Annotated in this window: 24 protein-coding genes; 6 read left to right on the top strand and 18 right to left on the bottom strand. The window is 68.5% G+C overall.

Translation table 11 applies throughout. From position 1 onward, the window contains the following. Positions 1 to 20: 20 nt before the first annotated feature. Positions 21 to 908 (bottom strand): PEP-CTERM sorting domain-containing protein, encoded by an 888-nt coding sequence (locus OMP43_RS07995; RefSeq protein WP_280279184.1) that lies wholly within the window; start codon positions 906 to 908, stop codon positions 21 to 23. 470 nt (positions 909 to 1378) lie between these two features. On the opposite strand from OMP43_RS07995, the gene dksA reads away from it, so the two are divergent. Next, positions 1379 to 1846, top strand: a complete 468-nt coding sequence (dksA, locus tag OMP43_RS07990; protein ID WP_086130855.1) for an RNA polymerase-binding protein DksA — start codon at positions 1379 to 1381, stop codon at positions 1844 to 1846. A 136-nt stretch (positions 1847 to 1982) separates the two neighbouring features. Then, positions 1983 to 2360, top strand: coding sequence for a PilZ domain-containing protein (locus OMP43_RS07985; RefSeq protein WP_280279183.1), 378 nt, complete (start codon positions 1983 to 1985; stop codon positions 2358 to 2360). Between the two features lie 126 nt (positions 2361 to 2486). On the opposite strand, the gene OMP43_RS07980 is transcribed toward OMP43_RS07985, so the two are convergent. Continuing rightward, a complete protein-coding gene (locus OMP43_RS07980) occupies positions 2487 to 2639 on the bottom strand; it encodes a YdcH family protein (RefSeq protein ID WP_280279287.1) in 153 nt (50 codons plus the stop codon). Positions 2640 to 2818: 179 nt separating this feature from the next. Here OMP43_RS07980 and OMP43_RS07975 point away from each other — a divergent pair, with 179 nt between their 5' ends. Together OMP43_RS07975 and OMP43_RS07970 are read left to right on the top strand one after the other, a co-directional pair. Beyond that, positions 2819 to 3016, top strand: coding sequence for a DUF465 domain-containing protein (locus OMP43_RS07975; protein ID WP_280279182.1), 198 nt, complete (start codon positions 2819 to 2821; stop codon positions 3014 to 3016). A gap of 71 nt (positions 3017 to 3087) precedes the next feature. Next, complete coding sequence (locus OMP43_RS07970; RefSeq protein ID WP_280279181.1) at positions 3088 to 3546, top strand: DUF1465 family protein; 459 nt, start codon at positions 3088 to 3090, stop codon at positions 3544 to 3546. 50 nt (positions 3547 to 3596) lie between these two features. Here the strand turns inward: OMP43_RS07970 and OMP43_RS07965 are convergent, their stop codons facing one another. The 6 genes from OMP43_RS07965 to OMP43_RS07940 form a co-directional block, all read right to left on the bottom strand. Next, positions 3597 to 4541, bottom strand: coding sequence for a nitronate monooxygenase family protein (locus OMP43_RS07965; RefSeq protein WP_280279180.1), 945 nt, complete (start codon positions 4539 to 4541; stop codon positions 3597 to 3599). Positions 4542 to 4888: 347 nt separating this feature from the next. Continuing rightward, positions 4889 to 5314, bottom strand: a complete 426-nt coding sequence (locus tag OMP43_RS07960) for a hypothetical protein (protein WP_280279179.1) — start codon at positions 5312 to 5314, stop codon at positions 4889 to 4891. 77 nt (positions 5315 to 5391) lie between these two features. After that, entirely contained in the window at positions 5392 to 5916 is a 525-nt protein-coding gene (locus tag OMP43_RS07955; RefSeq protein ID WP_280279178.1) for a gamma carbonic anhydrase family protein, read from the bottom strand. Between the two features lie 5 nt (positions 5917 to 5921). After that, positions 5922 to 6152: a hypothetical protein gene (locus OMP43_RS07950; protein ID WP_280279177.1), complete on the bottom strand. Its 231-nt coding sequence runs from the start codon at positions 6150 to 6152 to the stop codon at positions 5922 to 5924. A gap of 113 nt (positions 6153 to 6265) precedes the next feature. Beyond that, positions 6266 to 7195, bottom strand: a complete 930-nt coding sequence (locus tag OMP43_RS07945) for a hypothetical protein (protein WP_280279176.1) — start codon at positions 7193 to 7195, stop codon at positions 6266 to 6268. A gap of 114 nt (positions 7196 to 7309) precedes the next feature. Then, positions 7310 to 8767 carry an altronate dehydratase family protein gene (locus OMP43_RS07940; protein ID WP_280279175.1) on the bottom strand — a complete coding sequence of 486 codons (1458 nt, stop codon included), beginning with the start codon at positions 8765 to 8767 and terminating at the stop codon, positions 7310 to 7312. 85 nt (positions 8768 to 8852) lie between these two features. Here OMP43_RS07940 and OMP43_RS07935 point away from each other — a divergent pair, with 85 nt between their 5' ends. Then, positions 8853 to 9272: a VOC family protein gene (locus tag OMP43_RS07935; RefSeq protein ID WP_280279174.1), complete on the top strand. Its 420-nt coding sequence runs from the start codon at positions 8853 to 8855 to the stop codon at positions 9270 to 9272. Positions 9273 to 9401: 129 nt separating this feature from the next. On the opposite strand, the gene OMP43_RS07930 is transcribed toward OMP43_RS07935, so the two are convergent. From OMP43_RS07930 to OMP43_RS07905, 6 genes are read right to left on the bottom strand one after another with little or no spacing between them, the layout of a single operon-like run. Then, a complete protein-coding gene (locus tag OMP43_RS07930) occupies positions 9402 to 10286 on the bottom strand; it encodes an RDD family protein (RefSeq protein ID WP_280279173.1) in 885 nt (294 codons plus the stop codon). Then, a complete protein-coding gene (locus tag OMP43_RS07925) occupies positions 10279 to 11298 on the bottom strand; it encodes a stage II sporulation protein M (RefSeq protein WP_280279172.1) in 1020 nt (339 codons plus the stop codon). Before OMP43_RS07925 ends, OMP43_RS07930 begins: the two co-directional genes overlap by 8 nt. Beyond that, positions 11295 to 12587, bottom strand: a complete 1293-nt coding sequence (locus tag OMP43_RS07920; protein ID WP_280279171.1) for a DUF58 domain-containing protein — start codon at positions 12585 to 12587, stop codon at positions 11295 to 11297. Before OMP43_RS07920 ends, OMP43_RS07925 begins: the two co-directional genes overlap by 4 nt. Further along, entirely contained in the window at positions 12584 to 13540 is a 957-nt protein-coding gene (locus tag OMP43_RS07915) for a MoxR family ATPase (protein ID WP_280279170.1), read from the bottom strand. Before OMP43_RS07915 ends, OMP43_RS07920 begins: the two co-directional genes overlap by 4 nt. Next, complete coding sequence (locus tag OMP43_RS07910; protein ID WP_280279169.1) at positions 13530 to 14675, bottom strand: hypothetical protein; 1146 nt, start codon at positions 14673 to 14675, stop codon at positions 13530 to 13532. The genes OMP43_RS07915 and OMP43_RS07910 overlap by 11 nt, the downstream gene beginning before the upstream one ends. After that, positions 14672 to 15289, bottom strand: coding sequence for a hypothetical protein (locus OMP43_RS07905; RefSeq protein ID WP_280279168.1), 618 nt, complete (start codon positions 15287 to 15289; stop codon positions 14672 to 14674). Before OMP43_RS07905 ends, OMP43_RS07910 begins: the two co-directional genes overlap by 4 nt. Positions 15290 to 15421: 132 nt before the next feature. Here OMP43_RS07905 and OMP43_RS07900 point away from each other — a divergent pair, with 132 nt between their 5' ends. Next, positions 15422 to 16204 carry a hypothetical protein gene (locus tag OMP43_RS07900; RefSeq protein WP_280279167.1) on the top strand — a complete coding sequence of 261 codons (783 nt, stop codon included), beginning with the start codon at positions 15422 to 15424 and terminating at the stop codon, positions 16202 to 16204. A gap of 55 nt (positions 16205 to 16259) precedes the next feature. On the opposite strand, the gene OMP43_RS07895 is transcribed toward OMP43_RS07900, so the two are convergent. From OMP43_RS07895 to OMP43_RS07880, 4 genes are read right to left on the bottom strand one after another with little or no spacing between them, the layout of a single operon-like run. Continuing rightward, positions 16260 to 17606 carry an ATP-binding protein gene (locus tag OMP43_RS07895; RefSeq protein WP_280279166.1) on the bottom strand — a complete coding sequence of 449 codons (1347 nt, stop codon included), beginning with the start codon at positions 17604 to 17606 and terminating at the stop codon, positions 16260 to 16262. Further along, the gene (locus OMP43_RS07890) at positions 17603 to 18283 is read right to left on the bottom strand and encodes a response regulator transcription factor (protein WP_280279165.1); all 681 of its coding nucleotides are present in this window, start codon (positions 18281 to 18283) and stop codon (positions 17603 to 17605) included. Before OMP43_RS07890 ends, OMP43_RS07895 begins: the two co-directional genes overlap by 4 nt. Before the next feature lie 14 nt (positions 18284 to 18297). After that, complete coding sequence (locus tag OMP43_RS07885; RefSeq protein ID WP_280279164.1) at positions 18298 to 19725, bottom strand: TolC family protein; 1428 nt, start codon at positions 19723 to 19725, stop codon at positions 18298 to 18300. Continuing rightward, positions 19722 to 22838 carry an efflux RND transporter permease subunit gene (locus OMP43_RS07880; protein ID WP_280279163.1) on the bottom strand — a complete coding sequence of 1039 codons (3117 nt, stop codon included), beginning with the start codon at positions 22836 to 22838 and terminating at the stop codon, positions 19722 to 19724. Before OMP43_RS07880 ends, OMP43_RS07885 begins: the two co-directional genes overlap by 4 nt. Position 22839 lies beyond the last annotated feature (1 nt).

Here is a 22839-nt window from a genome sequence, read left to right as displayed (position 1 = left end):
ACGGGCCGGCCGGGACGGGCTCAGTCCTGCGGCTGGTCGTCCGGCGCCTTCTTCTTCATGAAGCGCTTGCGGGCGACCAGCGCCGCCGCGGCGCCGCCGAACAGCAGGATCATCGGCGGGGCCGGCACCGGTGCCGGACCGCCTGAGCTGCTGCCGCCGCAGTCGCGCCGGCAGCCGCCATGGCTGCTCGATCCATGCCCGCCGTTCGAGCTCCAGCCGCTCGAATTGCTCCAATGGCCGCTCGACGAGGACGAAGTCGACGACGAGTTGGACGAGCTGGTCGAGGAGCTGTTGGACGACGAGGTGCTCGAGCTGGTCGAGGTGGAGGACGAGACGTCGCCGCTCGACGACGAGGTCGAGGTCGAGCTGATCTGGCCGCTCGAAGTGGAGGTGGAGGAGCCGCCCGTGGAGGTGGAGGTCGACGAGCCGCCGGTGGAGGTCGAGGTCGAGGAACCGCCCGTCGAGGTCGAGGAGCCGCCGGTGGAGGTGGAAGTCGAGCCGCCCGACGAGGACGAGTTGGACGACGAGATCTCGATGTTGATGCCGCTGGACCCGCTCGATCCGCCGGAACTGCTCGAGCCGCCGAAAAAGCCGCCGGCGAAGAAGCCGCCCATGAAGCCGCCGCCGCCCGAGCCGCCGATCACGCCCGAGGAGGAGCCGCTGCTGCTCGACGAAACCACCGGCATCTCGCCATAGGGCGGAGGCACCGGGATCGGCGCGCCCTGCGCGGCGACGACTACGACCTGGGGCTGGCCCTGGGTGGTGGTGGTGACCGTGCGCTTGACGACTCGCTTCACCGGGCGCGCCACGGTGCGCTTCACGACGCGCTTCTTCGTGACGGTGACGTGCTTCACCACGCGCGGCTGGTGGATGCGTTCGGTGACGTAGACGCCACCGCCGCCGATCACTGCGCCCCCGCAAGTGCAGGCGCACAGTTTAGCCAAGGCCATGCGAACCGACATTGTTCCCACTCTTCCCGTTGCTGGCGTGTCGCTCCCCGCGGGACCGTCAGCAGCTTCACGCTCGTCAATGCGCGAAAAGTGCAAAACAAATTGTTAAGTGCAATGCCGTTAAGGCCGCTTAACCATATTTACGCGTATTTTTCGGGCTCCGGATTTGTCTCGCGATGGTTAATGTTCTACTTCGGTACGGAACGGGCGCTTCCTGCCCGCCGGCCCGCGAGCATTGTCGGTTAATTCCCGGTGGACGGGCCCCCAATTCAGCCGCCGCTAATTTCCCTCCATTTACGGGGTATTACGCCTGTGGATTAAAATGACGGCGCGCTTGTTAACGCCGCCGCGCGTAAGTATAGGGCCGCGCAGGGCAAACGGTCTCCGTAAGGCTCGGGCCTTATTGAGGACCGTAGTGGAGAGTGGGGATGGCTACTGTTTTGGATCGCTTCGACGAACCGGGTAAACGCGTTCCTCCCGCCGCAAATGACGGCGACGACGGCTATCGGCCGAGCAACGACGAACCCTTCATGAACCCGCGCCAGCTGGAATATTTCCGCAACAAGCTGAACGCGTGGAAGGACGACATCTACCGCGAGGCCGCGGGGACGCTCAACCAGCTGCAGACCGACTCGCTGCGCGAGGCCGATCTCACCGATCGCGCCTCGAGCGAGACCGACTGGTCGATCGAGCTGCGCACCCGCGATCGCCAGCGCAAGCTGATCTCCAAGATCGACGCGGCGCTGCGCCGGATCGAGGACGGCGAATATGGCTATTGCGAGGTGACCGGCGAGCCGATCAGCCTCGGCCGGCTGGAGGCGCGGCCGATCGCGACGATGACCGTCGAGGCGCAGGAACGCCACGAGCGCAACGAGAAGGTATCGCGGGACGAATAGCGGGGGGCTGAAGGCCTCCTTTTTTGTGCCTCCTCCGTTCGGCGGCGGGGGCACATTTTCGGCCTTTGTTTACCGTTTCGACAAGGTTTGCTGCTCTATTCTGCGCGCGTAACCCCCTTGCGTTTCGAGCGACACGATGGACCAGTTTTCCTTTGACCCTCTCACTGCGCTCTCTGCGGACGATTTCGCCGCCAGCCAGCGCAACGGTTCGCGCGACAGCCTGATGCTGGCCGCGCAGTTCCGCGTGGCGGGGCGTCCGGACGAGCAGGTGCGGGTGCGCAATCTCTCGCAGGGCGGGCTGATGGCCGAATATACCCAGCCGATCGAGCGGGGCGCGCCGGTGGAAGTGGAAGTGCGCGGCGTGGGCTGGGTCAGCGGCCGGATCGCCTGGGCGACCGACGGCCGCGTCGGCATCGCCTTCGACACGCCGATCGATCCGCTGCTCGCCCGCAAGCCGGTGGGCGGGGGCACGCAGACGCCGACCTTCGTGAAGCCGATCTTCACGCGCCGCTGACCTCTTCGCGAGCCGGATATTTTCCCGAGCCGGATATCCATCGGCTCGAAGCATTTCGGAACCGGGTTTTGGAGATTTCGCGCAGTCGGGGTGCGGCTTGGGCCACACCCCTGTTGCGCGGCGCTGCTAGCGCGCCATTTCTTCCTTGATGCGAAGCTTCTGCTTCTTCAGGGAAGCCAGAACCAGCTGGTCTGGGCGGGGCCTTTGCGATTCGGCGGCGATTCGCTGGTCGAGCACTGAGTGCTTGGCCGAAAGTGCCGAGAAATGCGCGTTCTGCATCGAAGCAGTCTCCTTCTTCGGGTGGCCGGAACGCATGACTAGATCACTTTTCCACAGCTTTGTCGCGGGGGAAACGCGGCTAACCGGCGGCTAATCGACAGCCTGCGGAAATCGCGCGATGATCCGTTGCGGAGCCTCGCGGGCTGGTGCAGGGAGATCCCGCTACGGGGGCTTTCGCGATGGACGAGAAAGAGATTGTGCGACGGCTCGAAGCGGTGCGGACCGAGCATCGCGACCTGGATGCGGCGATCGATGCGCTGCTCGCCACGGGCACGTCCGACCAGCTTCAGATCGCGCGCCTCAAGAAGCGCAAGCTGATGCTGCGCGACGAGATCGTGCTGCTCGAGGACCAGTTGATCCCCGATATAATCGCCTGATCCGGATCGGGACGAAATCACTGCGAAATTAAGCATTTCGTTACCATGCGGGCTGTGGCAGCGTCATCTTCATGAAGAAACAGGGCGCGACGACGATCCATCGCAAGCTGATCGACACGCTCTATGTCGAGGCGATGCTGCTGGCCGACGAGGCCCGCGCCTATTTCGACGAGCTTGGCCGGGACGAGCGCGAGGCGCTGGAAGCGCTGAACCGGGTCGCCTTTTCCTGCGAGTCGCTCAAGGTGACGACGCGGCTGATGCACATCATCGCCTGGCTGCTCACCCAGCGCGCGGTCGATGCCGGCGAACTGACGCCGCACGACGCGCTTTCCTCCTCGCGCCGGCTGGGGGACGCGCCCGAGACCGAGGAAGCGCTGCTCGCCGCGATGCCGGCCCAGGCCGTGGCGATCATCAACACCAGCATCGATCTGTATCGCCGAGTCGCGCGGCTCGACGAGTCGCTCGAGGAGACGGTGACGATCGAGAGCCCGGCGCGCTCGATGATGGATCGGCTGGCGGCCGCCTTCTGACCCTTGGCACGCCGCCGCGGCCGGGGCGGCGGCGGCTCAGCCGCAGAGCCTTAGCCGCAGAGCGCCGCCCTGGCCGCGGCATATTCCCGCTTCATCCGCTCGATCTTCACCGTGGCGGGCTCGATCGCGTGCACCGCGCCGATGCCCTGGCCCGATCCCCAGATATCCTTCCAGGCCTTGGCCCCGCCGAAATTCATCGCGCTGGGGTCGCTTTCGGGAAGATTGTCCGGATCGAGCCCGGCATTGACGATCGACGCCTTCAGATAATTGCCGTGCACCCCGGTGAAGAGGTTCGAATAGACGATGTCGTCCGCCGTCCCGTCGACGATGCCCTGCTTGTAGGCGGGGGCGGCATTGGCCTCGTCGGTGGCGATGAAGGGCGAGCCGATATAGGCGAGGTCGGCGCCCATCGCCTGGGCGGCCAGCACCGAGCGGCCATTGGCGATCGCACCCGACAGCACCACCGGCCCTTCGAACCATTCGCGCACTTCCTGGACGAGCGCGAAAGGGCTGAGGCGCCCGGCATGGCCGCCGGCGCCCGCCGCGACCAGGATCAGCCCGTCCGCGCCCTTTTCGATCGCCTTGTGGGCGAAGCGATCGTCGATCACGTCGTGCAGCGTGATGCCGCCCCAGCCATGCACCGCGTCGTTGAGCTCGGGCCGCGCGCCGAGCGAAGTGATGACGATCGGCACTTTCCATTTGGCGCAGGCCGCCACGTCATGCTCGAGGCGCGGATTGGAGCGGTGGACGATCTGGTTGACCGCGAAGGGCGCGGCGGGCGTGTCCGGATGATCGCGGTCCCAGGCGGCCAGTTCCTCGGTGACCTGGTGGAGCCATTCGTCAAGCCTGGTGTCCGGCCGCGCGTTGAGCGCCGGGAAGGAGCCGACGATCCCCGCCTTGCACTGGGCGATGACCAGTTCGGGCACGGAGATGATGAACAGCGGCGATCCGATGACGGGAAGGCGCAGGCGATCGAAGAGCGGGGGCAATGCCATGGACCAGTTTTGTAGCGAAACCGGAATGGCCGTCCAGCCCGATGCCAGCGACGCTACGGCAACCCCGCTCGCGACGTGGTCTTGGCCTATGTCGGTGGAGCCGACTCGGGCGGGTGCCGCTTAGGACGAATCGACCTTCGGTTCTGTCCCTTCCACTCCAGGTGGCGAGGGAAGGAATTGAAGGTCGAGCCTTTCTTCCGTCATGCTGAACTCTTTCAGCATCCAATTCTCCACCCGTGATATCGCTCGTGGCACCTTGGACCCTGAAACAAGTTCAGGGTGACGAAGGAGTTGGTTCAAAGTTTTCCGATCCGCCAGCCACGCCCTTACCTGAACGTCGATTGGCCCTAGTCGAACGGCCGCTGCCAGATCACGAAGGTATCGATGTCGGTGGAGCGGATCGCATTGGCATAGGCATCGTGGCGGAAATCCGGCAGCGCGGCGATCCGCTCGACCATCGTGCCTTCGCCGCGCGCGCCCAGCGGCAGGGTGAAGGCGACATCCTCGTCCGGTCCGTAGAACAGCCACCAGGCGCCGCGCCCGTCCGGGCCGGCATCGCTGGTCTCGATCGCGATCGCCATGAGCGCGTCGAGCGCGGCAGCCCGGCGCCCGCCTTCGGGATCGCGGACCCAGAGGCGATCGGCTTCCACGCCGGTCTGCCACCGGCCCTCGGGCTCGGGCTCGGGCTCGGCAACGGCGGGCGGCGGCGCGATCGGCGCGGGCAGGGGGGCCTGCGCCCGGGCGCGGCGTTTCCACCAGTCGAACAAACCCATCGCAACCCCCGACCCGATTCGAAAGAGGTCCGGGCTAGGGCGATATTGTGACGGTTGTCCGAGCGACGGGCGGCGGATCAGTCGACCCGTTTCAGCCCTGCGGCATATTCGCGCTGCTTGGCGGCGTAGAGCGCGGCGCTGGCCTTGAGCAGCGCCTTCTGCATGTCGTCCAGCGGCCGGATCGCCTTGGCGGGCGAGCCGACGATCAGATGGCCGGCGGGGAAGGTCTTGCCCTCGGTCACCAGCGCGCCCGCGCCGACCAGGCAATCCTCGCCGATCGCCGCGCGGTTCAGGATCGTCGCGCCCATGCCGATCAGCGTGCGGTCGCCGATCGTGCAGCCGTGCAGGATCGCATGATGGCCCACGGTCACGTCCTCGCCCACGGTACAGGGCGCGTCGGGGTCCGAATGGAGCATCGCCCCGTCCTGGATGTTCGAGCGCGCTCCCACCAGGATCGGCGTATTGTCCGCACGGATGACCGCGCCGAACCATATCGAGGCCAGCGCGGCCAGGCGCACGTCGCCGATCAGGTCGGCGCTCGGCGCGATCCAGGCATCTTCGGCGATCTGGGGGCGGTGCCCCGCGAATTCGTAAAGCGGCATGCCGCTCAGAATAGCGGCGCTTCGAAGCCCGGGGGAAGGGGGATATTGGCGCCCAGCGCGAGTGCGAGCGCGACCGAGCCGAGCAGCACCGCCAGCGTCGACGAGAGCGAGAACAGCCCCCAGCCGACCATGGTGACCATCTGCGAATCGGCGCGTTGCTCGCGCTTGTTGCGCTGCAGCGACTGGATCACGAACATTGCCAGCATCGCATAAGCGAAGACGAGAAACTCGGTCATCAACCCACCCGGAAAACCCCTGGGGGCGACCCTAGGGGAGGAGCGTTAACGCTTCAATGCCGGGCACCTCCGGTTTATCGCGGTGCAGCAATGTTCCGTCGCCGCCGAAACGATCAGTGATGGGCCGGTGCCGGCGCATCCGCCTTGCAGCTGCAGGCGCAGGCGCAGGGCACCGGGGCGCAATGGCAGGGCCGCGGCGTCACGCAATAGCAGATCTGCGCGGGGACGGGCTTGGGCTCTTCCTTCTTCTTCGGCTTTTCGGGCGGATCGGGCAGGGGCAGCAGGTCGCGGGCATTGGCACCGGCATAGACGCTGTGCTGGCCCCCGCCACAGGCCGGGCAGCCAGGCTCCTGCGCGTCCGGATCGTGATCGCCGCCGCCGAACCTGAAGCCGCCGGACGGCTCCTTCTTGAGCAGCTTCCGCGCCGCGTCGCACACCGCGATCGCATGATTGCCGAGCGTCGACACCGTCTGGCCCATCGCCACCTGCTCGGTGGCGTAGAAATGGACCAGCATCGCGTCGCGGTGCGCGTCGACCGGTTCCTTCACCGCCGGATAGCTCAGCATCTGCTGCAGGTCCGCCAGCTGCGATTCCATCGCGCGGATCTGGCCGCCCCAATTGTTGAAGGCGGCGAACAGCTCATAGTCCGGCCAGGTCGCGGGCGCATGCGGGCGCATCTGCTCGACGAAGTTGACCGGCCCGGCAATGTCCTCGCGCAGCAGGCGCAGGAGAACCCGCAGCGTCACCACGTCGCGCTGGGGCTGGCGCAGGCGCTGGGCGAAGATGTCGGTCACGATGGCCGTGTGCTTCCACACCTGCTTGCAGAGCATGCGGGTGAATTCCTCGTCCCGCTTCCTCGGCTTGGCGAGCAGCGCGGCCTTGAGCGAGGTGAGCACGCCGATCACGGCCAGCAGCGCGATCAGCACGCCGCCCACCAGGATCCAGGCGGGCCAGTAGATTGCCTCGGCGCTGATCGGCCGGGCGGCCGCGGCATGCGCCGCGCCCCCTGCAAGACTGCCGATCGAAGCCAGAATGATCGCCACGCTATTCCCCCTGAGTCGCGCGCGATATGGTTAACAGAAACCGGCGGGCAGCACAGTCATGACTCGCCCGTTTCGAAACGGAGATGTTTCAATCCTTGAGAAGATCGCCGCGCGTCAGAGCGTGACGCCCCGCTTCCAGATCGCGATCTCTCGCTCCCCGTTGCGCTCGGCGGCGGTTTCCCTGCCCGATGCGATCGCGGCGATCGCCTCGAGCAGCGCGTCGGCGGCGTTCTCCATCCCGTCCTCCAGCACCCGGCCGGCATCGAAGTCGATCCAGCCGGGCTTGCGCGCGGCAAGGTCGCGGTTGGAGGCGATCTTGACCGTCGGCACCGGAAAGCCGAGCGGCGTGCCGCGCCCGGTGGTGAACAGGATCGCGGTCGCGCCCGCCGCCGCCAGCGCGGTGGAGGAGACCGCATCGTTGCCGGGCGCCTCGAGCAGCGTCAGGCCGGGGCGGCGCACCCGCCCGCCATAGGGAATCACGTCGGTGACCATGGCATGCCCGGCCTTCTGCACCGCGCCGAGCGACTTTTCCTCCAGCGTGGTGATGCCGCCGGCGATGTTGCCGGGCGAGGGGTTCTCCGAGACCGGTTCGCCGTGGCGCGTGAAATAGGCCTTGAAGTCGTTGACCAGGGTGACGATCGCCCCGAACACCGCCTCGTCGCGGGCGCGCGCCATCAGCAGTTGCTCGGCGCCGAAGATCTCGGGAATCTCGGTGAGGATCGCCGTGCCGCCGGCGGCGGTCACCGCATCCGCCATGCGCCCGACCAGCGGATTGGCGGTGAGCCCGGAAAAACCGTCCGAGCCGCCGCATTTCACGCCGAGCACCAGCTCGGAGAGCGGCGCGGGCGTGCGCTCGGCCCGGGCGCCCTCGACCAGCTCGGCGACCAGCGCCAGGCCGTCCTCCACTTCGTCATCCGCCATCTGCGCGCCCAGGGTGCGCAGATTGGGGTGGTCGATCTCCTCCAGCATGCCCCTGATCTGGTTGTTTTCGCAGCCGAGCCCCACGATCAGCACGCCGCCGGCATTGGGATGACTGGCCAGCGCCGCGAGAATGGCGCGAGTGCCCTGCAGGTCGTCGCCCAGCTGCGAGCAGCCGAACGGATGCGGGAAGGCATGGATGCCGTCGATCCCGCCCGCGTGCAGCGCCGCGGCGCGCTCGGCGATCTTCTGCGCGGTGCGCGCGACACAGCCGACGGTGGGGATCACCCAGATCTCGTTGCGGGTGCCCACCCGGCCATCGGCGCGACGATAGCCCAGAAAGGCCGGGCCCTCGATCCGGGCCGGCGCGCGCGCGGCGGGCGTGAAGGCATAGTCGCCGCCGCCGCCGAGCGCGGTCGCGACATTATGGGTGTGGACATGCTCGCCCGGCGCGATCGCGCGGGTGGCCAGGCCGATCGGGAAACCGAATTTGAGCACCGGCTCGCCCGCCGCGATCGGCTTCACCGCGACCTTGTGCCCCTTCGCCACCGGCCCGGCGAGCGTGACGCCCAGCGCTTCCTCGCCGGCAGCCATGTCGCGCAGCGCCGTGGCGGTACTGTCGTCGGGGGCGATGCGGAACAGGGCAGGGATCATGGCACCCGGTATAAGGCCGCGCACCAGTCATGGAAACCGGTTTCCATGCTTCCGCGATCGCGCGGGCTTTCCTATGCTGGCGTGCATGACCGCGCCGCTCTTCCATCTCGCCATTCCCGTCGACGATATCGAGGCGGCGCGCGCCTTCTATGGCGGCACGCTCGGCTGTCCGCAGGGGCGGGAGGATCCGGGCCACTGGATCGACTTCGATTTCCGCGGACACCAGCTCGTGGTCCACAAGGCGGCGGGCGCAGGCGTGAAGGCGCGCAATGCCGTCGACGGCGACGCGGTGCCCGTGCCGCATTTCGGGCTGGTGCTCGGCTGGGAGGAATGGGAGGCGCTTGCCGGGCGGCTGCGCGCCGCGGGCACCGAATTCGCGATCGAGCCGCACGTCCGCTTTCCGGGCAAGCCCGGCGAGCAGGCGACGATGTTCTTCTTCGATCCGGCCGGCAATGCGCTGGAATTCAAGGCATTCCGGGATTTGGGGCAGCTCTTCGCCATTTAGGGCCACGACTGATCGACGGGAGAGGGACACGCGTTCCCAACTTGGGCCGGGGGCTCATATCCTCCGGCGTCATCCCTGCCCGTACGGGGATGACGGAAGTAATTCCAACAGCTTGTTCGGGCCTTCGGCCTAGCGTTGATATTTGTCCTTCTTGCGCTTGCCGAACAGCATGTTGCGTTCCAATCGCTGGCAGAGCGCGGTGTAATAGGCCTCGAGGAAGGCATGCTCGTCGCCCCCGTCTCCCGCCATGCCGAGCCGCTCGCGGATCGTCCGCGCGACGACGATCATCGAATATTCGTCGTTCCGCCGCAGCACTTCCTCGAGTTTCTGCAGCTCGAACTCGCCATAGACGTTCAGCTGGGCGTCGGTGAAGCCATAGCGGGCCTGTTCGGGCTCGGCGCGTGACGCGACGCTGTGGTTCAGGCTGCGGCGCGGCAAGCGAACCACCCAGGTGCCGGCGATCAGGTCGCCGACGCGCAGCCGGTCGCGGTTGAAGAAGGGGAAGAGCAGGAAGATGCCGGTCCAGAGCAGCCCGAACAGACCGGTGGCGAAGGTCGCCATGCCCGCCGAGCTCTGATAGGCCAGGAAGGAGAGGGGCAGGAACAGCTCCAGCTCGCGCATCGCGTTGCGCGCCACCACCTGATGCCCGCGCAGGCGCGATCCGTCCCGGGCCACCACGCGCAGCCGCATCAGCCGCTTGCCCGGCGTCGCCGCGCGCGGGCCCAGCTCGAAGATCGCGAAATAGCCGTTGCGCAGCGTGAAGAAGCCGAGCAGCCAGATCATCGCCAGGATCTGCGCCAGCGCCTTTCCGGTGCCCACCAGCACCAGCAGCAGGACGATGGTGAGCACCATCAGCGTGAGTATGATCACCGCCAGGTCGAGCATGAAGGCGCCGGCCCGCTCGCCGATGGTGGCGATGTCGAGCTTCAGGTCCACGCCTTCGGGCGTGACGAAGGTGCGGCGATTGCCGTCCTGCGCCCGGCTCCCGCCCGTTGCCGTGTGCGCCTCAGCCATCCGAATCTCCGCTGCGTACCGGCACGACGTAGAAATAGAGCAGCCAGCCGAGCAGCGCGGCGCCGCCGATCGCCACGCGAACCAGGTCGGAGGTGATCATCTGCCGCCCCACGCCTTCGAGCAGCCCGGCCACGGCGAGCATCAGCACCACGCCGATCATGGCGAAGGCGGCGGTGCGCCCCGCCTGGGCGGTGGCGGCGGTGCGCGAGCGCTCGCCCGGAAAGGCCAGGGCCATGCCGATGCGCAGCCCGGCCGCACCGGCGATGGCGATGGCGAACAGCTCGGTGGTGCCGTGGATCGTCAGCCAGGCGAGGAGCGGCAAGCCGAGTCCCTTGGAGACGAACACCGCGAGGAAAGCCCCGATGATGCAGCCATTGTAGACGAGCAGCAGCAGCGTCGGCACCCCGAACGCGAAGCCCAGCGCAAAGCACATCAGCGCGATCTGGGCATTGTGGGTGAACAGATAGGTGGCGAAGGCGCCGAGCATGTTCCCGTCATCGCCCCCGCCGTCATAAAGGCCCTGGCGCAGCTCCGCCGCGCTCGATTGCGGCCCTCGCCCGCCTGCCAGTCCCTCGGGCACGATCGAGTGATACCAGCTGGGATCGCTGGCGACGAGGCAATAGGCCGCGATGCCGCCGAGCAGCATCATCAGCACGGCGATCAGCGTCTCGCGCGCCAGGCTGCGCAGCGCCAGCGGCCAGCTTGCCCCGAAAAATGCCGCGATGCGCCGGCGCAGGGGAGGCTGGACCCCGTAGAGCACGAAATAGGAGCGCGCGCACAGCGCCTCGAGATAGGCGACCAGATCGGCGTCGAGCGAAGTCTCGCGCGCGACCGAGAGCGAGGAAAGCGCGGCCCGATAGAGCACCGGCAGCTCGAGCAGATCCTCGTCCGAAAGCGATCCGGCCCGGCCGCGCTCGATCTGATGGATGCGCTGCTCCAGCTCCAGCCAGTCCACCGTGCGCGCCTCGCGGAAGCGGGCGCTGGCGAACTGGGACAATGCGCCGCCGCTCACAACAGGTTCCTCCGCTTGAAATCGAGATATTGGCGGACGAGCGCCGGGCCGACCTGATCGTGCCGCGCTTCCAGCACATGGATGCCGGCATGGCGGAGCCGCGCCTGGACGATCCGCCGCTCGCGCAGCATCGAGGCGGCGATCACCGCGCGCGATACATCGTCGATCGCCAGGGGCTCGGCGGCGGCCAGCGCCTCCAGCTCGTCATCGGCGAGGATCACGAACAGCACCAGGTGCCCGCGCAGCAGGTTCACCGCGGCGCGCAGCATCAGCTCGGCCCCGGTGGGATCGGTGAACTCGGTGAAGATCACCACCAGCGATCGCCGGGTGAGGTCGCCCGCCAGCGTGGCGAGCCCGAGCGTGTAGTTGGTCTCGGCCGTGCTGTAGTCGAGCTGGCCGGCCAGCCGCTGCATCAGCGGAAAGGCGCGGGTGCCCGAGACCGCGCCCGAGGCCACCCGCGGCTGCGAATCGAAGCCGAACAGCGCCACCCGGTCCCCGAGCTTCAACGCGGCATAGGCGCCGAGCAGCGCCGCGGTGATCGCCCGGTCGACGCGCGGCAGGCCGTCGATCGGCTCGCACATCACCCGGCCGGTATCGATCGCGAAGACGATCTGGTTGTTGCGCTCGATCCGGTTCTCGCGGGCGAGCAGCTTGAGGTGGCGCGCGCTGTGGTTCCAGTCGATCGTGCGGCGCTCCATGCCCGAGCGCCATTCGGTGAGCGCCTCGAACTCGCTGCCCTCGCCGCGATCTACTCGCGCCATCTCGCCCATCTGCGCGTCGCGCAGCAGCAGATGCGCCGAGTTGCGCACCGGCCGGATGTCCGGCGTGATCACCACCAGGCGATCGAGCTTCTCCACCCGCTGGCGCCAGACCAGGCCGAACGGGCCGGTCCAGCGGCTCCACAGCGCCTCCACCTTCTCGGTGCCCCTTCGCACGGGGAGGAAGGCGATCGCGGCATGGTTATCGCCGCGCGCCAGCCGGAGGCGCCCCCTGGCGCGGGGCGCCAGCCTGGGGCCGGTCGCCACCGCCAGCTCCAGCCCGTCGACCGGCCTGTCCGCCACCAGGATCTCGACGATCAGCGGCGCGCCGATCTCGATCGTGCCCGGGCAGGAGGTCTTCAGCACCGGCGCGCGCGGCGCGAGCAGCCCGTCGATCGCGGCAAAGGCGAGGATCATCGGCACCCACACCAGCCCGGCGAACCAGAGCTGCGGCGCGAACACGCCGACGAGCAGCGCCAGCGGCGCTCCCGCCGCCGCCAGCAGCACGCAGCGGATGCTGGGTCGAATCAACGCGGCGCCTCGACCTGCTCGATCAGGCCCGCGACCACCGCATCGGCGGTGCGGCCGTCGATCTCGGCGGCGGGCGAGAGGATCACGCGGTGGCGCAGCGCCGCCGGAGCGAGCTTCTTCACATCGTCGGGCAGCACGAAGTCGCGCCCGTCCAGCGCGGCATGCGCGCGCGCCGCCGCGGCGAGCGTGGCCGCCGCGCGGGGGCTCGCGCCGATCTGCAGGTCGCCGGTGGCGCGGGTCGCGCGGACGAGGCGGACGACATAGTCCACCACTTCCTCGGCCAGCCGGGCGCCGGCCACCGCGTCGGCGGCCGCGCCGATCGTCGCGTGATCGGCGACCCGCGCCACGCCCCATTGCTCGGGCCGGGGCATGCCGAAGCGGCTGCCCTGCTGCGCCACGATCGCGCGTTCCTGTTCCAGGCTCGGATAGCCGACCTCGAACTTGAACAGGAAACGGTCGAGCTGTGCCTCGGGCAGCGGATAGACGCCCTGGCTCTCGATCGGGTTCTGCGTCGCGACGACCATGAACCGGTCCGAGAGCTTGTGGTCGATCCCGTCGATCGTGACGGTGCGCTCCTGCATCGCCTCCAGCAGCGCCGCCTGCGTCTTGGGCGGAGTGCGGTTGATCTCGTCGGCGAGCAGCAGCTCGGTGAAGATCGGCCCGTGCGTCAGGGTGAACTGGCTCGTCTGGAAGTTGAACAGGTTGGAGCCCAATATGTCGCCAGGCAGCAGATCGGGCGTGAACTGGATGCGGCCATAGTCGAGCCCGGCCGCGCGCGCGAAGCACTGGGCGAGGAAGGTCTTCGCAGTCCCCGGCGGGCCTTCGAGCAGGATGTGCCCCGAGGCGAACAGCGCGACGAGCATCAGCTCCACCGCTTCGTCCAGTCCGACCACGGCCTTGCCCACTTCGGCGCGGATCGCATCGCCCAGCGCCTTCACTTCCTCAATGTTCACGCGTGACGGTCCTTTTCCATTGATAGAGGGCGCGGGCGGCATCGAGCAGCGCGCGCGTGTCCTGGGCATGGCCCGCGCTGGAAGCGAGGGCAGTGAAGGGCTCGCCATTCTTGTCGAGCCGGTCGAGATAGCGGTCGAGCGCGTCCGGCTGCAGATTGGCCGGCGCGCCGGTGGCGTTCGCCGCCGCCTCGCGGATCAGCGCGGCATAGCGATCGCCGGTGCGATGCCGCCGCCCGGCCAGGCGCAGCAGCGCCGCGCCATTCTCCGCGATCGCGCGCTTGCCGAAGGCGATGCCGCGAGCCTCGGGCAGGGCGGGGCCGAAGCGCAGCATCGCGTGCCAGCCGGCGAGCAGCGCCGCGATCAGCAGGCACAGGGTGAGCGGCAGGAAGGGCGGCTCGAACGCCAGCTTGAGCAGGTTGGGATTGCTCCCGAAGCCGTGGAGAGTGAGGTCGAAGGCGATGCCGCGCTCGCCATCGTCGAACCAGTCGAGCAATTCCATCGCCCGCTCGGCGCCCGCGAGCGTGCTGAGGCCCTGATTGTCGAGCAGATCGGGATCGGCGACGATCAGCGTCGGCTGGTTCTTCAGCGTGGCGACCAGCGCGCCGCCCTGTCCGTCGTCGATCACGGGCTCGAGCCCGTCGCCGGAGATGGTCCGCAGGCCCTGGGCATTTTCCTGCACCCGGGCTTCGGTGACCTGGGCGATTTGCCGCGAGGCCGCGCCGGGCGGAAGGTTGCCGAGCGAATTCACCCAGGCCGGCTTGTCCGGGCGGGGCATGGTCAGCCATTTGGGCAATACCAGGATCGTCGGCTGCGAGGTGCGGCGATCGATGATCCGCTTGATCATGTCGGGGCTGGTCGTCGGTTCCAGCGTCACCACCAATATGTCGCCGGTGTCGAGGTCGCTGTCGCGGCGCACCATCTTCACCGAGCCGTGCACGCGCCGCACCAGGTCCGCCGCGCCGGCAAAGCCCACCGCCGAAGTGGCGAGCGCGTGGTTGCCCGGGCGCTGCGCGGGTTGCAGGTCGTCGGCATAGGCGGTGAGCAGCAGAAAGGCGACGAAGCCGACCACGCCGAGCAGCACGAGGACCAGCACGGTGCGCAGCGTGAAGGGCGTGGCCGCGGATTCGCCGCTCATCGCCATGCTCCCGGCAGCGCGAACTCGCCATAGGCGGCGCGGGCTTCCTCCCAGTCCGTCCGGGCCAGGCTGCGGCCGCCGAACAGGCTGCGCTCCACCGGCGCGGCCATGGCGGCGAAAGCCCGGCGGACGATGCCGGGCATCCAGTCGGATCCGGCGATCTCGCGACTGGTGAGCGCGGGACGGAGCAGCCGCGGGCGATGGCGCTGAATGTCCTCCAGGCTGCGCCACAGCAGCAGATGGACCGCCTCTTCGTAACGCCCCTGGGCGGCCAGCGCCTCCGCATCGGCGAGCAGCGCGCGCGCGGCCTTTTCGGTGGGGCGCCAGGCGGCGACGTCCTGGGCCGCCGCGGCCTCGGCATCGCCCGAGGGGCGGGCACGGATCAGCGAGCTGATGACGAGATAGAGGATGATGGCCGCGCCGATGACCACGCAGGTCAGGAGGATCCAGCCCATATAGGGCGCGACTTCGCCGAGCTGCCTGGCCAGCCAGCGCATCCATGGCGGAATCTCGGGCGGCTTGGCGGCGCTCATCTCGAACTGGATGTCGGAACGCGCGCGCAAGGCCTCGTGCGCCCTGGCGACGGACTGCGCAGTCGATCCCTGTACGGTCACGTCGAATCCCCCACGCGCCCTTTGCTACCGGAACAGCCTGCCCCGGGAAACCCCGGTAAGACTGGACTTTGCGACCGTTTTTTGTTCAGTCTTTCTTCAGCGTCGATTGCACTTCTATGAAAGAGGGGAATCATGGCTGAAGCGGATATTGGCGGAGCGCGCTACGAAATCGGCGCGGTCATTTCGCGCGCGTTCGAAACCATCGGGTCTAATTTCCTGCTATTCTGCGGGCTTGCGCTGGTACTGGCGGGTACGCCCCAGTTCGTGCTGGGATATTGGCAGGCGAGCAATTTCACCCTGCAGGGCGCCTCGGCGAGCTCCAGCATGTTCTCCAGCGGCTCCTATTGGGGCATGCTGGGCCTCACCTGGCTGGTCTCGATCGTCACCGGGGCGATCCTCCAGGCCGGGCTCACCCGCGCGACGGTGATGCACCTGTCGGGCGAGACGCCGCAGTTCGGCCAGCTGCTCGCCGTCGGGATCAGCATGATCCTGCCGATGATCGCGATCGGCCTGCTCGCCGGCGTCGGCGTGATTATCGGCTTTATGCTGCTGATCGTACCGGGGGTCATCCTGTGGCTGGTATGGGCGGTGGTCACGCCGGCCTATGTCCAGGAGAAGATCGGGATCCTCGATGCGTTCAGCCGCAGCGCGGCGCTGACCAGCGGCGCGCGCTGGCGCATCTTCCTGACGATGCTCATCGTCCTCGTCCTGCTCTGGGTGCTGAGCATCCCGGTGAGCTTCCTCACCGCGGCGATGGAGGCGATCGGCAATGCCTTCCTGACCGCTTTGGTCGGTGCTGCGACAAGCGCGCTCGCCAGCATGGTCATGGTGGCGGTGCAGGCGAGCATCTATGTCGAGCTGCGTCAGCTCAAGGAGGGCATCGCGCCTTCCGATCTTGAGGCGATCTTCGCCTGAGGCGAGAGGGCGGCGGCTCCGCGCAGGGCCGCCGCCTTCTCCCGATCGGGCGGGCTCAGCCGTCGAAGCGGATGACGATCCGCAGGCCGGGGCCCGCGTCGGACAATTCCATCGTCGCGAAATGCGCGCGGGCAATGGCCGCCGCCAGGCTCAAGCCCAGTCCGTGTCCCGGAGTCGAGCGGCTGCGCTCCAGCCGGACGAAGCGCTGGAGGACGCGCGCGCGCTCCGCGGGCGGAATGCCCGGTCCGGTGTCGGCGACGACGAGGCGCACGGCATCCGCCCGTCGCTGCACGCCAATCGCGATCCGCGTGCCGGCAGGCGTGTGCCGGAGCGCATTCTCGACCAGGTTCGCACACATCTGCGCGAGCAGGTGCCGATCGCCCTCGACGATTGCCTCTCCCTCGATATCCAGTGCGATTTCGTGCCCGGTCGCCTCCGCGCTCGCGCGAAAGGCGTCGGCGACCCGCTCGGCCACTTCCGACAGGTCCACGGGCCGGAACCCCTCGCGGACCTGATAGGTCTCCACTTCGGAAATCCGCAGCATGGCCGTGAAGATGTTCAGTATCTCCTCGCTGGAATCCGCGGCGCGGCGGATTGCGTCACGGCATGCGTCCGCGTCGAGATCGGCGTCGAGCGCGGCTTCGAGGATCTGCTGCTGGCGCGCGAGCGGCGTCCGCAGGTCATGCGCGATGTCGGTGGTGACCTGTTGCAGATTCTCGAGCAGCGAGCCGATGCGATCGAGCATGCGGTTGAGGGTTTCGGCCAGCTTGTCGAATTCGTTCGGAACCTCGTCGCGGTCGACGCGGCGGCTCAGATCGCCGTCGATGATCGCCTCCGCCGTCGCATGGATGCGCCCGAGGCGGCGTCGGACCACGAAACCGAGCCCCCAGGCGCAGGTGGCGCCGATCAGCAGCATCGCGCCGAACGCTGCGGCGAAGATCATGAGGATCGAGCGGTCGATCTCGTCGATCGGCGTGCGGTCCGCCGCCACCACCAGCACATATCCGTCGCGCAGCGGCGTCGCGAGGGCCTGGGCAATGTTCGCGCGCTCGCGGGCGTCATGGAAGGGCAGCAGCTCGTGCCAGCCGGGACGCGGCAGCGCCGCATCGAACTTGCCCGCGACCTTGGTGCCGGAACCGGCGAAGAGCATATAGCCCAGCCCGTTCGTGTTGTGGCCGTCCTCGCGCCGCGCGATGGCGGTCCGGAGCGCAGGGATCCCGTCCTGTTCGGCGACGGTCTTCAGGCTGCTGGTCTCGGCGGCGATACGGTGGTCGAGCTGTTGCTCCAGCGCCTCGTGCGACACGAAATAGACGATCCCGCCGAGCAGGATGGTGGCGATGCAGAGCGTGAGGCTGGCGAGCGCGGCGAGCCCGAAGGTGGAGCGGGGCAGGTGCAGCTTCATTCGGTGCGGATCGTGTAGCCGGCGCCCCGCACGGTCAGGATCGCGTCGGTGTCGAACCCGGCGTTGAGCTTCGCGCGCAACCGGCTGATATGGGTCTCGACGATGTTGGTGCGGGGATCGAAATCGAACTCCCAGACCCGTTCGAGCAGCATCGTCTTCGTCATGATCCGGTCGGAATTGCGCATCAGCTCCTCGAGCATCAGCACCTCGCGCGGCTGGAGATCGATCGGAATTCCGCCGCGCGTCACGCGCCGCCGCCGCAGATCCAGCTCGAGATCGCGGACCCGCAGCATGGTTTCGGCGGGCATGGCGGAGGCGGCGGGGCGACGGATCAGCACGTTGAGCCTGGCGCGCAGCTCCGAAAAGGCGAAGGGCTTGACGAGATAGTCGTCGGCGCCGCTCTCCAGCCCCTCGACCCGCTCCGCGATCTTGGCCATCGCGGTGAGGAGCAGGACCGGCGTAGCGATCCCGCCGGCCCGGATCATCCTGAGGATCGCCAGGCCGTCGATCCCCGGCAGCATCCGATCGAGTATGATCGCGTCGAACTGCTGCTGCGTCGCATGGAACAGCGCATCCGGGCCGTTTGCGACGACAGTGACGTTCATCCCGGATTCCGCCAGTCCCTTGGCGAGGTAATCGGCGGTTTCGCGGTCGTCTTCGGCGATCAGGATCTTCATGGCGACGTGCGACTCTATCTGCTGCCGACGGGAAGCGCTTCCCCCCTAGTGGATGCCGCGCCCGGCTGTGAACCCCAGCCTCCACCCAGCGCCCGGAACAGGGCGACCTGGGTGAGGGCGATCCTGAGGTCCGACGCGACCAGCAGCGCCCCGGTGTCGTTGCGGGTGCGTTCGGCGTCGACGACCTGCAGATAGCTGTCGGCGCCCAGGCGGAAGCGCGCTTCGGCGCGAGTCACGACCTTCTCGGATGCCGCGAGCGCGCCGCGCAACTCGGCGTTGCGCCGTTTCTCCGCCTGATAGTCCGCAAGCGCGGTCTCGACTTCCCGCAGGGCGCGCAGCACCGCGACGTCCCAGCCGGCCAGGGCCGCCGCCTGGATTCCCCTGGCCGCGGCGATCCTGGCGCGCGCGGCGCTCTGGTTGGGAAAGGCCCAGCTGATCAGCGGGGTCAGGAAGCCGGTGAAATCGCCGCCGAGCAGGCCGGCCGAACCGCCAAGCTGGAAACGCGGATAGAGATCGGCGGTGGCGACACCGATCCGCGCTGTCGCGGCGGCGAGCTTGCGCTCGGCCTCGCGAATGTCCGGGCGCCGCGCCAGCAGGGCGTTGCCGTCGCCCACCGGCAGGGCGTGGCGCGCGATTGGCGCGGCCATGCAAGGCGGCGCCAGGCGCGGTGCCTCCCTTGGCGGCAGGCCCTCGAGCGTGGCGAGCTGGAACAGCGCGCGTGCTCGGTCCGCGTCGAATGCCGGCAACGCGGCGCGGGCACGGTCGAGCAGGGTCCTGGACTGGGCGAGCTCGAGAGGAGAGACTTCGCCCGCGTCAAGCTGACGGGCGATCAGGTCGTAGCTCCGCTGCTGCGCCGCGAGCTGCGCCTCGGCGATCCGCTTGCCGGCGGTGGCGCCGCACGCCGCCGCATAGGCCGCCGCGGTATCGGCGGCGACGGCGACGCGCACCGTGTCGCGCGCGGCCTCGCTCGCCTCGAGGTCGGCGCGGGCGGCTTCGGTGGTCGCGCGCAGCCGGCCGAACAGATCGACTTCGTAGGCAATGGTCGCGGCGAGGTCGTAGCTGGATTTCGGGACGGCGCTGGTGCTCGGTTGCCGTTGCGCCGGGCTCGGGCCCGCGCCGCTTTCGAGCATGGTGTTCGGAAGCTGGGCCGCCCGGGCGCCGCGCGCAGCGGCGCGGGCTGCTTCGAGATTGGCGAGCGCCACGCGGATATCCGCATTGGCGGCCAGCGCGCGCGCGACATGCGCGTCGAGCGCCGGATCGTCGAACAGCCGCCACCAGTCGTCGGGCATCGGGGCCGCGGCGATTCCCGCCTCCGAAGCGCCGAGGAACGGCCCCTGCGCGGAAGGCGGCGCGGTGGGAGCGACGTGCCGGGGCCCCACCGCGCAGCCCGCCGTCAGAGCGAGCGCGCCGGCCAGGGCGGCCTGGGGGAAACGGATGTTCATGCCGGTACGACCTTTCCTTCGGCCGCCATGCCCTGCTCCTCGCGAGGCTTGCGGTCCTCGCGGCCGAAGCGGCCGTAGAGCGAAGGCATCAGCAGCAGGTTGAGCGCGGTCGAGCTGACCAGGCCACCCAGGATGACGAGCGCCATCGGATGCTCGATCTCGTGCCCCGGGGCGTCCCCGCGCACGACCAGCGGCAGCAGCGCCAGCGCCGCGCAGGTAGCGGTCATCAGGATCGGCACCAGCCGCTCCTCCGCGCCGCGCAGCAGCAGTTCGGGGCCCCAGGGCTCGCCTTCCTCATGCTGGAGATGGCGATAATGGCTGACCAGCATGATGCCGTTGCGCGCGGAGATTCCGAGCACCGTGACGAACCCGACCAGCGAGCCGAGCGAGAGGACCCCGCCCGACAGCAGCACCGCGACCACGCCGCCCACCAGGGCAAAGGGCAGGCTGATGCCGACCAGCGCCGTCACCCGCAGCGAGCGAAACTCGAGCCAGACGAGCAGGAGGATGCCGAGCAGGCAGAGCGCGCCCAGCGTCGCCAGCTGCCGCCGCGATTTCTGCAGCGCTTCGAACTCGCCGATCAGCTCGGGATGATAGCCGGTGCCGAAGGCGAAGCCGTCCACTTTCGCCTGCACAGCCCGGGCGACCGCGCCCAGGTCCGATCCCGACACGTTCATCGTCACGTCGATGCGGCGCGAGCCGTTCTCGCGCTTGATCTCGTTCGCCGCGGGCATGACCATGACGTCGGCGACCTGCGATAGCCGCACCGCGCCGCCGCCGGGCAGCTGGATCAGCGCATCGCGGATCGATTGCACGTCCGCCCGTGCCGCGGGAACGCCCCATACCACCACATCGGTCGAGCGATTGCCCTCGTAGAGCTCGCCTGCCTTGCTGCCCTGGATCAACGTGGCGGCGGTGCGGCGGACATCGCCGGTCGTCAGGCCATAGGTGGCCAGGTCGGCGGGGCGCGGACGCACCTGGATCTGCGGGATAGCGGTCTGCATCTCCACCTTCAGCTCGCTGGTGCCCGGAATGCCCTCCAGCTCCTTCTTGAGCCGGTCGGCGGTCTGGCGGAGCGTCGCGATGTCGGGTCCGTAGACGCGCACGACGATGCTGGCGCCGGCGCCGCTCAGCACTTCCTTGATGCGTTCGCGCAGATAGGTGAGCACGTCGCGATAGAGGCCGGGATAGCCGTCGATCACTTCCTGGATCTTGCGGACCGAGCCGTCATAATCGGCCTTCTCGTCCAGGCTGATCCACAGCTCGGTGAAATTGGGGCCATAGACTTCGTCGCCGGCCTCGGCGCGGCCGATATGCGCGCCGAAATTGCGCACGCCGGGGATTGCGCGCAGCTCCTTCGAGGCGCGGACGGTGATCCGCTCCATCGCTTCCACCGAAGTGCCGGGCTTCTCGACGAAGTGCATCAGGAAGTCGGTCTCGCGGAAATTGGGGAGGAACTGGTCCTTGAGGCCGGCATAGCCGATCCCCGCGAGCAGCAGCCCGCCCGCGACGACGCCGATGGCCCCGCCCGGCCGCGCGATGACGATGGGCAGGAAGCGGCGATAGGCGGACTTCAGGCGAGCGACCAGGCGCGTCTCCTTGTGGACCTGGGTGCCGTTTGGCAGCAGCATCAGGCAGAGCGCCGGGGTGACGGTGAGCGCGACCAGCAGCGAGCAGCCGATCGCAAGGACATAGGCGGTGGCCAGCGGCCTGAAGAAAGTTCCCGACACGCCGTCGAGGAAGAAGATCGGCAGGAACACCAGCATGACGATCAGGCTGGCGAACACCACCGCGGTCCGCACCTCGAGCGAGGCGGCGAGCACCACCGCGAACGGCGAGCGGGGCGACCCGGCCTCGCGATTGAGGCGCAGCCTTCGCCCGATATTCTCGACATCGATGATCGCGTCGTCGACGATCTCGCCCAGCGCGATCACCAGGCCGGCGATCACCATGGTATTGATGCTCATCCCCGATTTGGCGAGGACGAGCGCGGCGCCGAGCAGCGAGAGGGGGATCGCGGTCAGGCTGATGGCCGCCGAGCGCCAGTCGCGCGTGAACAGGACGAGCACCGCCGCGACGAGGATGCAGCCGATCCACAGTGCTTCGGTGAGGTTTCCGATCGAGCGCTCGATGAAGGTGGCCGGGCGGAAGATCGTCGAGTCGATCTCGACGTCCTTGAGCCCGGGCCGCAGCTCCTTCAGCGCCGCCTCGACGCCGCGCGTCACCGCGAGCGTGTTGCCGCCCTGCTGCTTCTCGACGATCAGCAGGATGCCGGCGCCGTCGTTGACGATCGCGCTGCCGATCGGCGCGGCATGGCCCTCGATCACGGTCGCGACGTCACGCAGCCGGACCGGGGCGGTGCCGGCGAGCCGGATCACTGTGTTGCCGAGGTCCTCGGCACCGGCGATTGGCGAGAGGTGGCGCACGGCGAGGCGCTGGTTGGGCGTATCGACGAACCCGCCGCCGAGCGTCACCGCGGCATCGCCCGCGGCCTTCTCTACTTCGGCCATTGTCACGCCCATCTGCTGCAGGCGGTTCGAATCGACGAGCACCTGAAGCTGCCGGTCCCGCTGCCCCCAGACCGCGACATTGGCGACGCCCGGAACACCCATCAGCTTGGGCCGGATCGTCCAGCGCACCAGTTCCGAGAGCTGGATCTGGCTGAGCCGGGAGGATGTGATCCCGATCTTCATCGCGCGGCTCGTGGCCGAAAGCGGCGGCAGCATCACCGGGGGGCGGACATTGGCGGGAAGGCGCGGGGCGGCGACCGCGATGCGCTCCTGCACGAGCTGGCGGGCGCGGACGATGTCGGTGCCCTCCTGGAATATCAACTGCACCGAGGACAGGCCGAGCACCGATTTCGAGCGCAGCGTCCCCAGGCCCGGCGTGCCGTTCACCGCGAACTCGAGCGGGGTGGTGACGAGCGCCTCGACCTCCTCGGTCGACAGTCCCGGCGCCTCGGTCTGCACTTCGACCATCGGCGGCGCGAATTCGGGGAACACGTCGAGCGGCACGTCCCGGCCGGCGCGGATGCCGAAAAAGACCAGGACGAGCGCCAGCGCGATGACGAGCACGCGCTGCCGGAGCGCGGCGGTGATGAGCCAGTTCAGCACG

Origin of the sequence: Sphingomonas sp. CBMAI 2297 (genome assembly GCF_029870595.1) — a bacterium.
Lineage (GTDB): Bacteria > Pseudomonadota > Alphaproteobacteria > Sphingomonadales > Sphingomonadaceae > Sphingomonas.
This window is presented reverse-complemented; position numbering and strand designations above follow the sequence as displayed.

Bases quoted from the DNA above. Each gene is read 5' to 3' on its own strand.
- OMP43_RS07965 (WP_280279180.1), bottom strand. From the start codon at position 4,541: ATGGCATTGCCCCCGCTCTTCGATCGCCTGCGCCTTCCCGTCATCGGA.
- OMP43_RS07955 (WP_280279178.1), bottom strand. From the start codon at position 5,916: ATGCCGCTTTACGAATTCGCGGGGCACCGCCCCCAGATCGCCGAAGAT.
- OMP43_RS07970 (WP_280279181.1), top strand. From the start codon at position 3,088: ATGAAGAAACAGGGCGCGACGACGATCCATCGCAAGCTGATCGACACG.
- OMP43_RS07935 (WP_280279174.1), top strand. From the start codon at position 8,853: ATGACCGCGCCGCTCTTCCATCTCGCCATTCCCGTCGACGATATCGAG.
- OMP43_RS07910 (WP_280279169.1), bottom strand. From the start codon at position 14,675: ATGAGCGGCGAATCCGCGGCCACGCCCTTCACGCTGCGCACCGTGCTG.
- dksA (WP_086130855.1), top strand. From the start codon at position 1,379: ATGGCTACTGTTTTGGATCGCTTCGACGAACCGGGTAAACGCGTTCCT.
- OMP43_RS07950 (WP_280279177.1), bottom strand. From the start codon at position 6,152: ATGACCGAGTTTCTCGTCTTCGCTTATGCGATGCTGGCAATGTTCGTG.
- OMP43_RS07985 (WP_280279183.1), top strand. From the start codon at position 1,983: ATGGACCAGTTTTCCTTTGACCCTCTCACTGCGCTCTCTGCGGACGAT.
- OMP43_RS07885 (WP_280279164.1), bottom strand. From the start codon at position 19,725: ATGAACATCCGTTTCCCCCAGGCCGCCCTGGCCGGCGCGCTCGCTCTG.
- OMP43_RS07930 (WP_280279173.1), bottom strand. From the start codon at position 10,286: ATGGCTGAGGCGCACACGGCAACGGGCGGGAGCCGGGCGCAGGACGGC.
- OMP43_RS07900 (WP_280279167.1), top strand. From the start codon at position 15,422: ATGGCTGAAGCGGATATTGGCGGAGCGCGCTACGAAATCGGCGCGGTC.
- OMP43_RS07940 (WP_280279175.1), bottom strand. From the start codon at position 8,767: ATGATCCCTGCCCTGTTCCGCATCGCCCCCGACGACAGTACCGCCACG.
- OMP43_RS07895 (WP_280279166.1), bottom strand. From the start codon at position 17,606: ATGAAGCTGCACCTGCCCCGCTCCACCTTCGGGCTCGCCGCGCTCGCC.
- OMP43_RS07975 (WP_280279182.1), top strand. From the start codon at position 2,819: ATGGACGAGAAAGAGATTGTGCGACGGCTCGAAGCGGTGCGGACCGAG.
- OMP43_RS07960 (WP_280279179.1), bottom strand. From the start codon at position 5,314: ATGGGTTTGTTCGACTGGTGGAAACGCCGCGCCCGGGCGCAGGCCCCC.
- OMP43_RS07890 (WP_280279165.1), bottom strand. From the start codon at position 18,283: ATGAAGATCCTGATCGCCGAAGACGACCGCGAAACCGCCGATTACCTC.
- OMP43_RS07980 (WP_280279287.1), bottom strand. From the start codon at position 2,639: ATGCAGAACGCGCATTTCTCGGCACTTTCGGCCAAGCACTCAGTGCTC.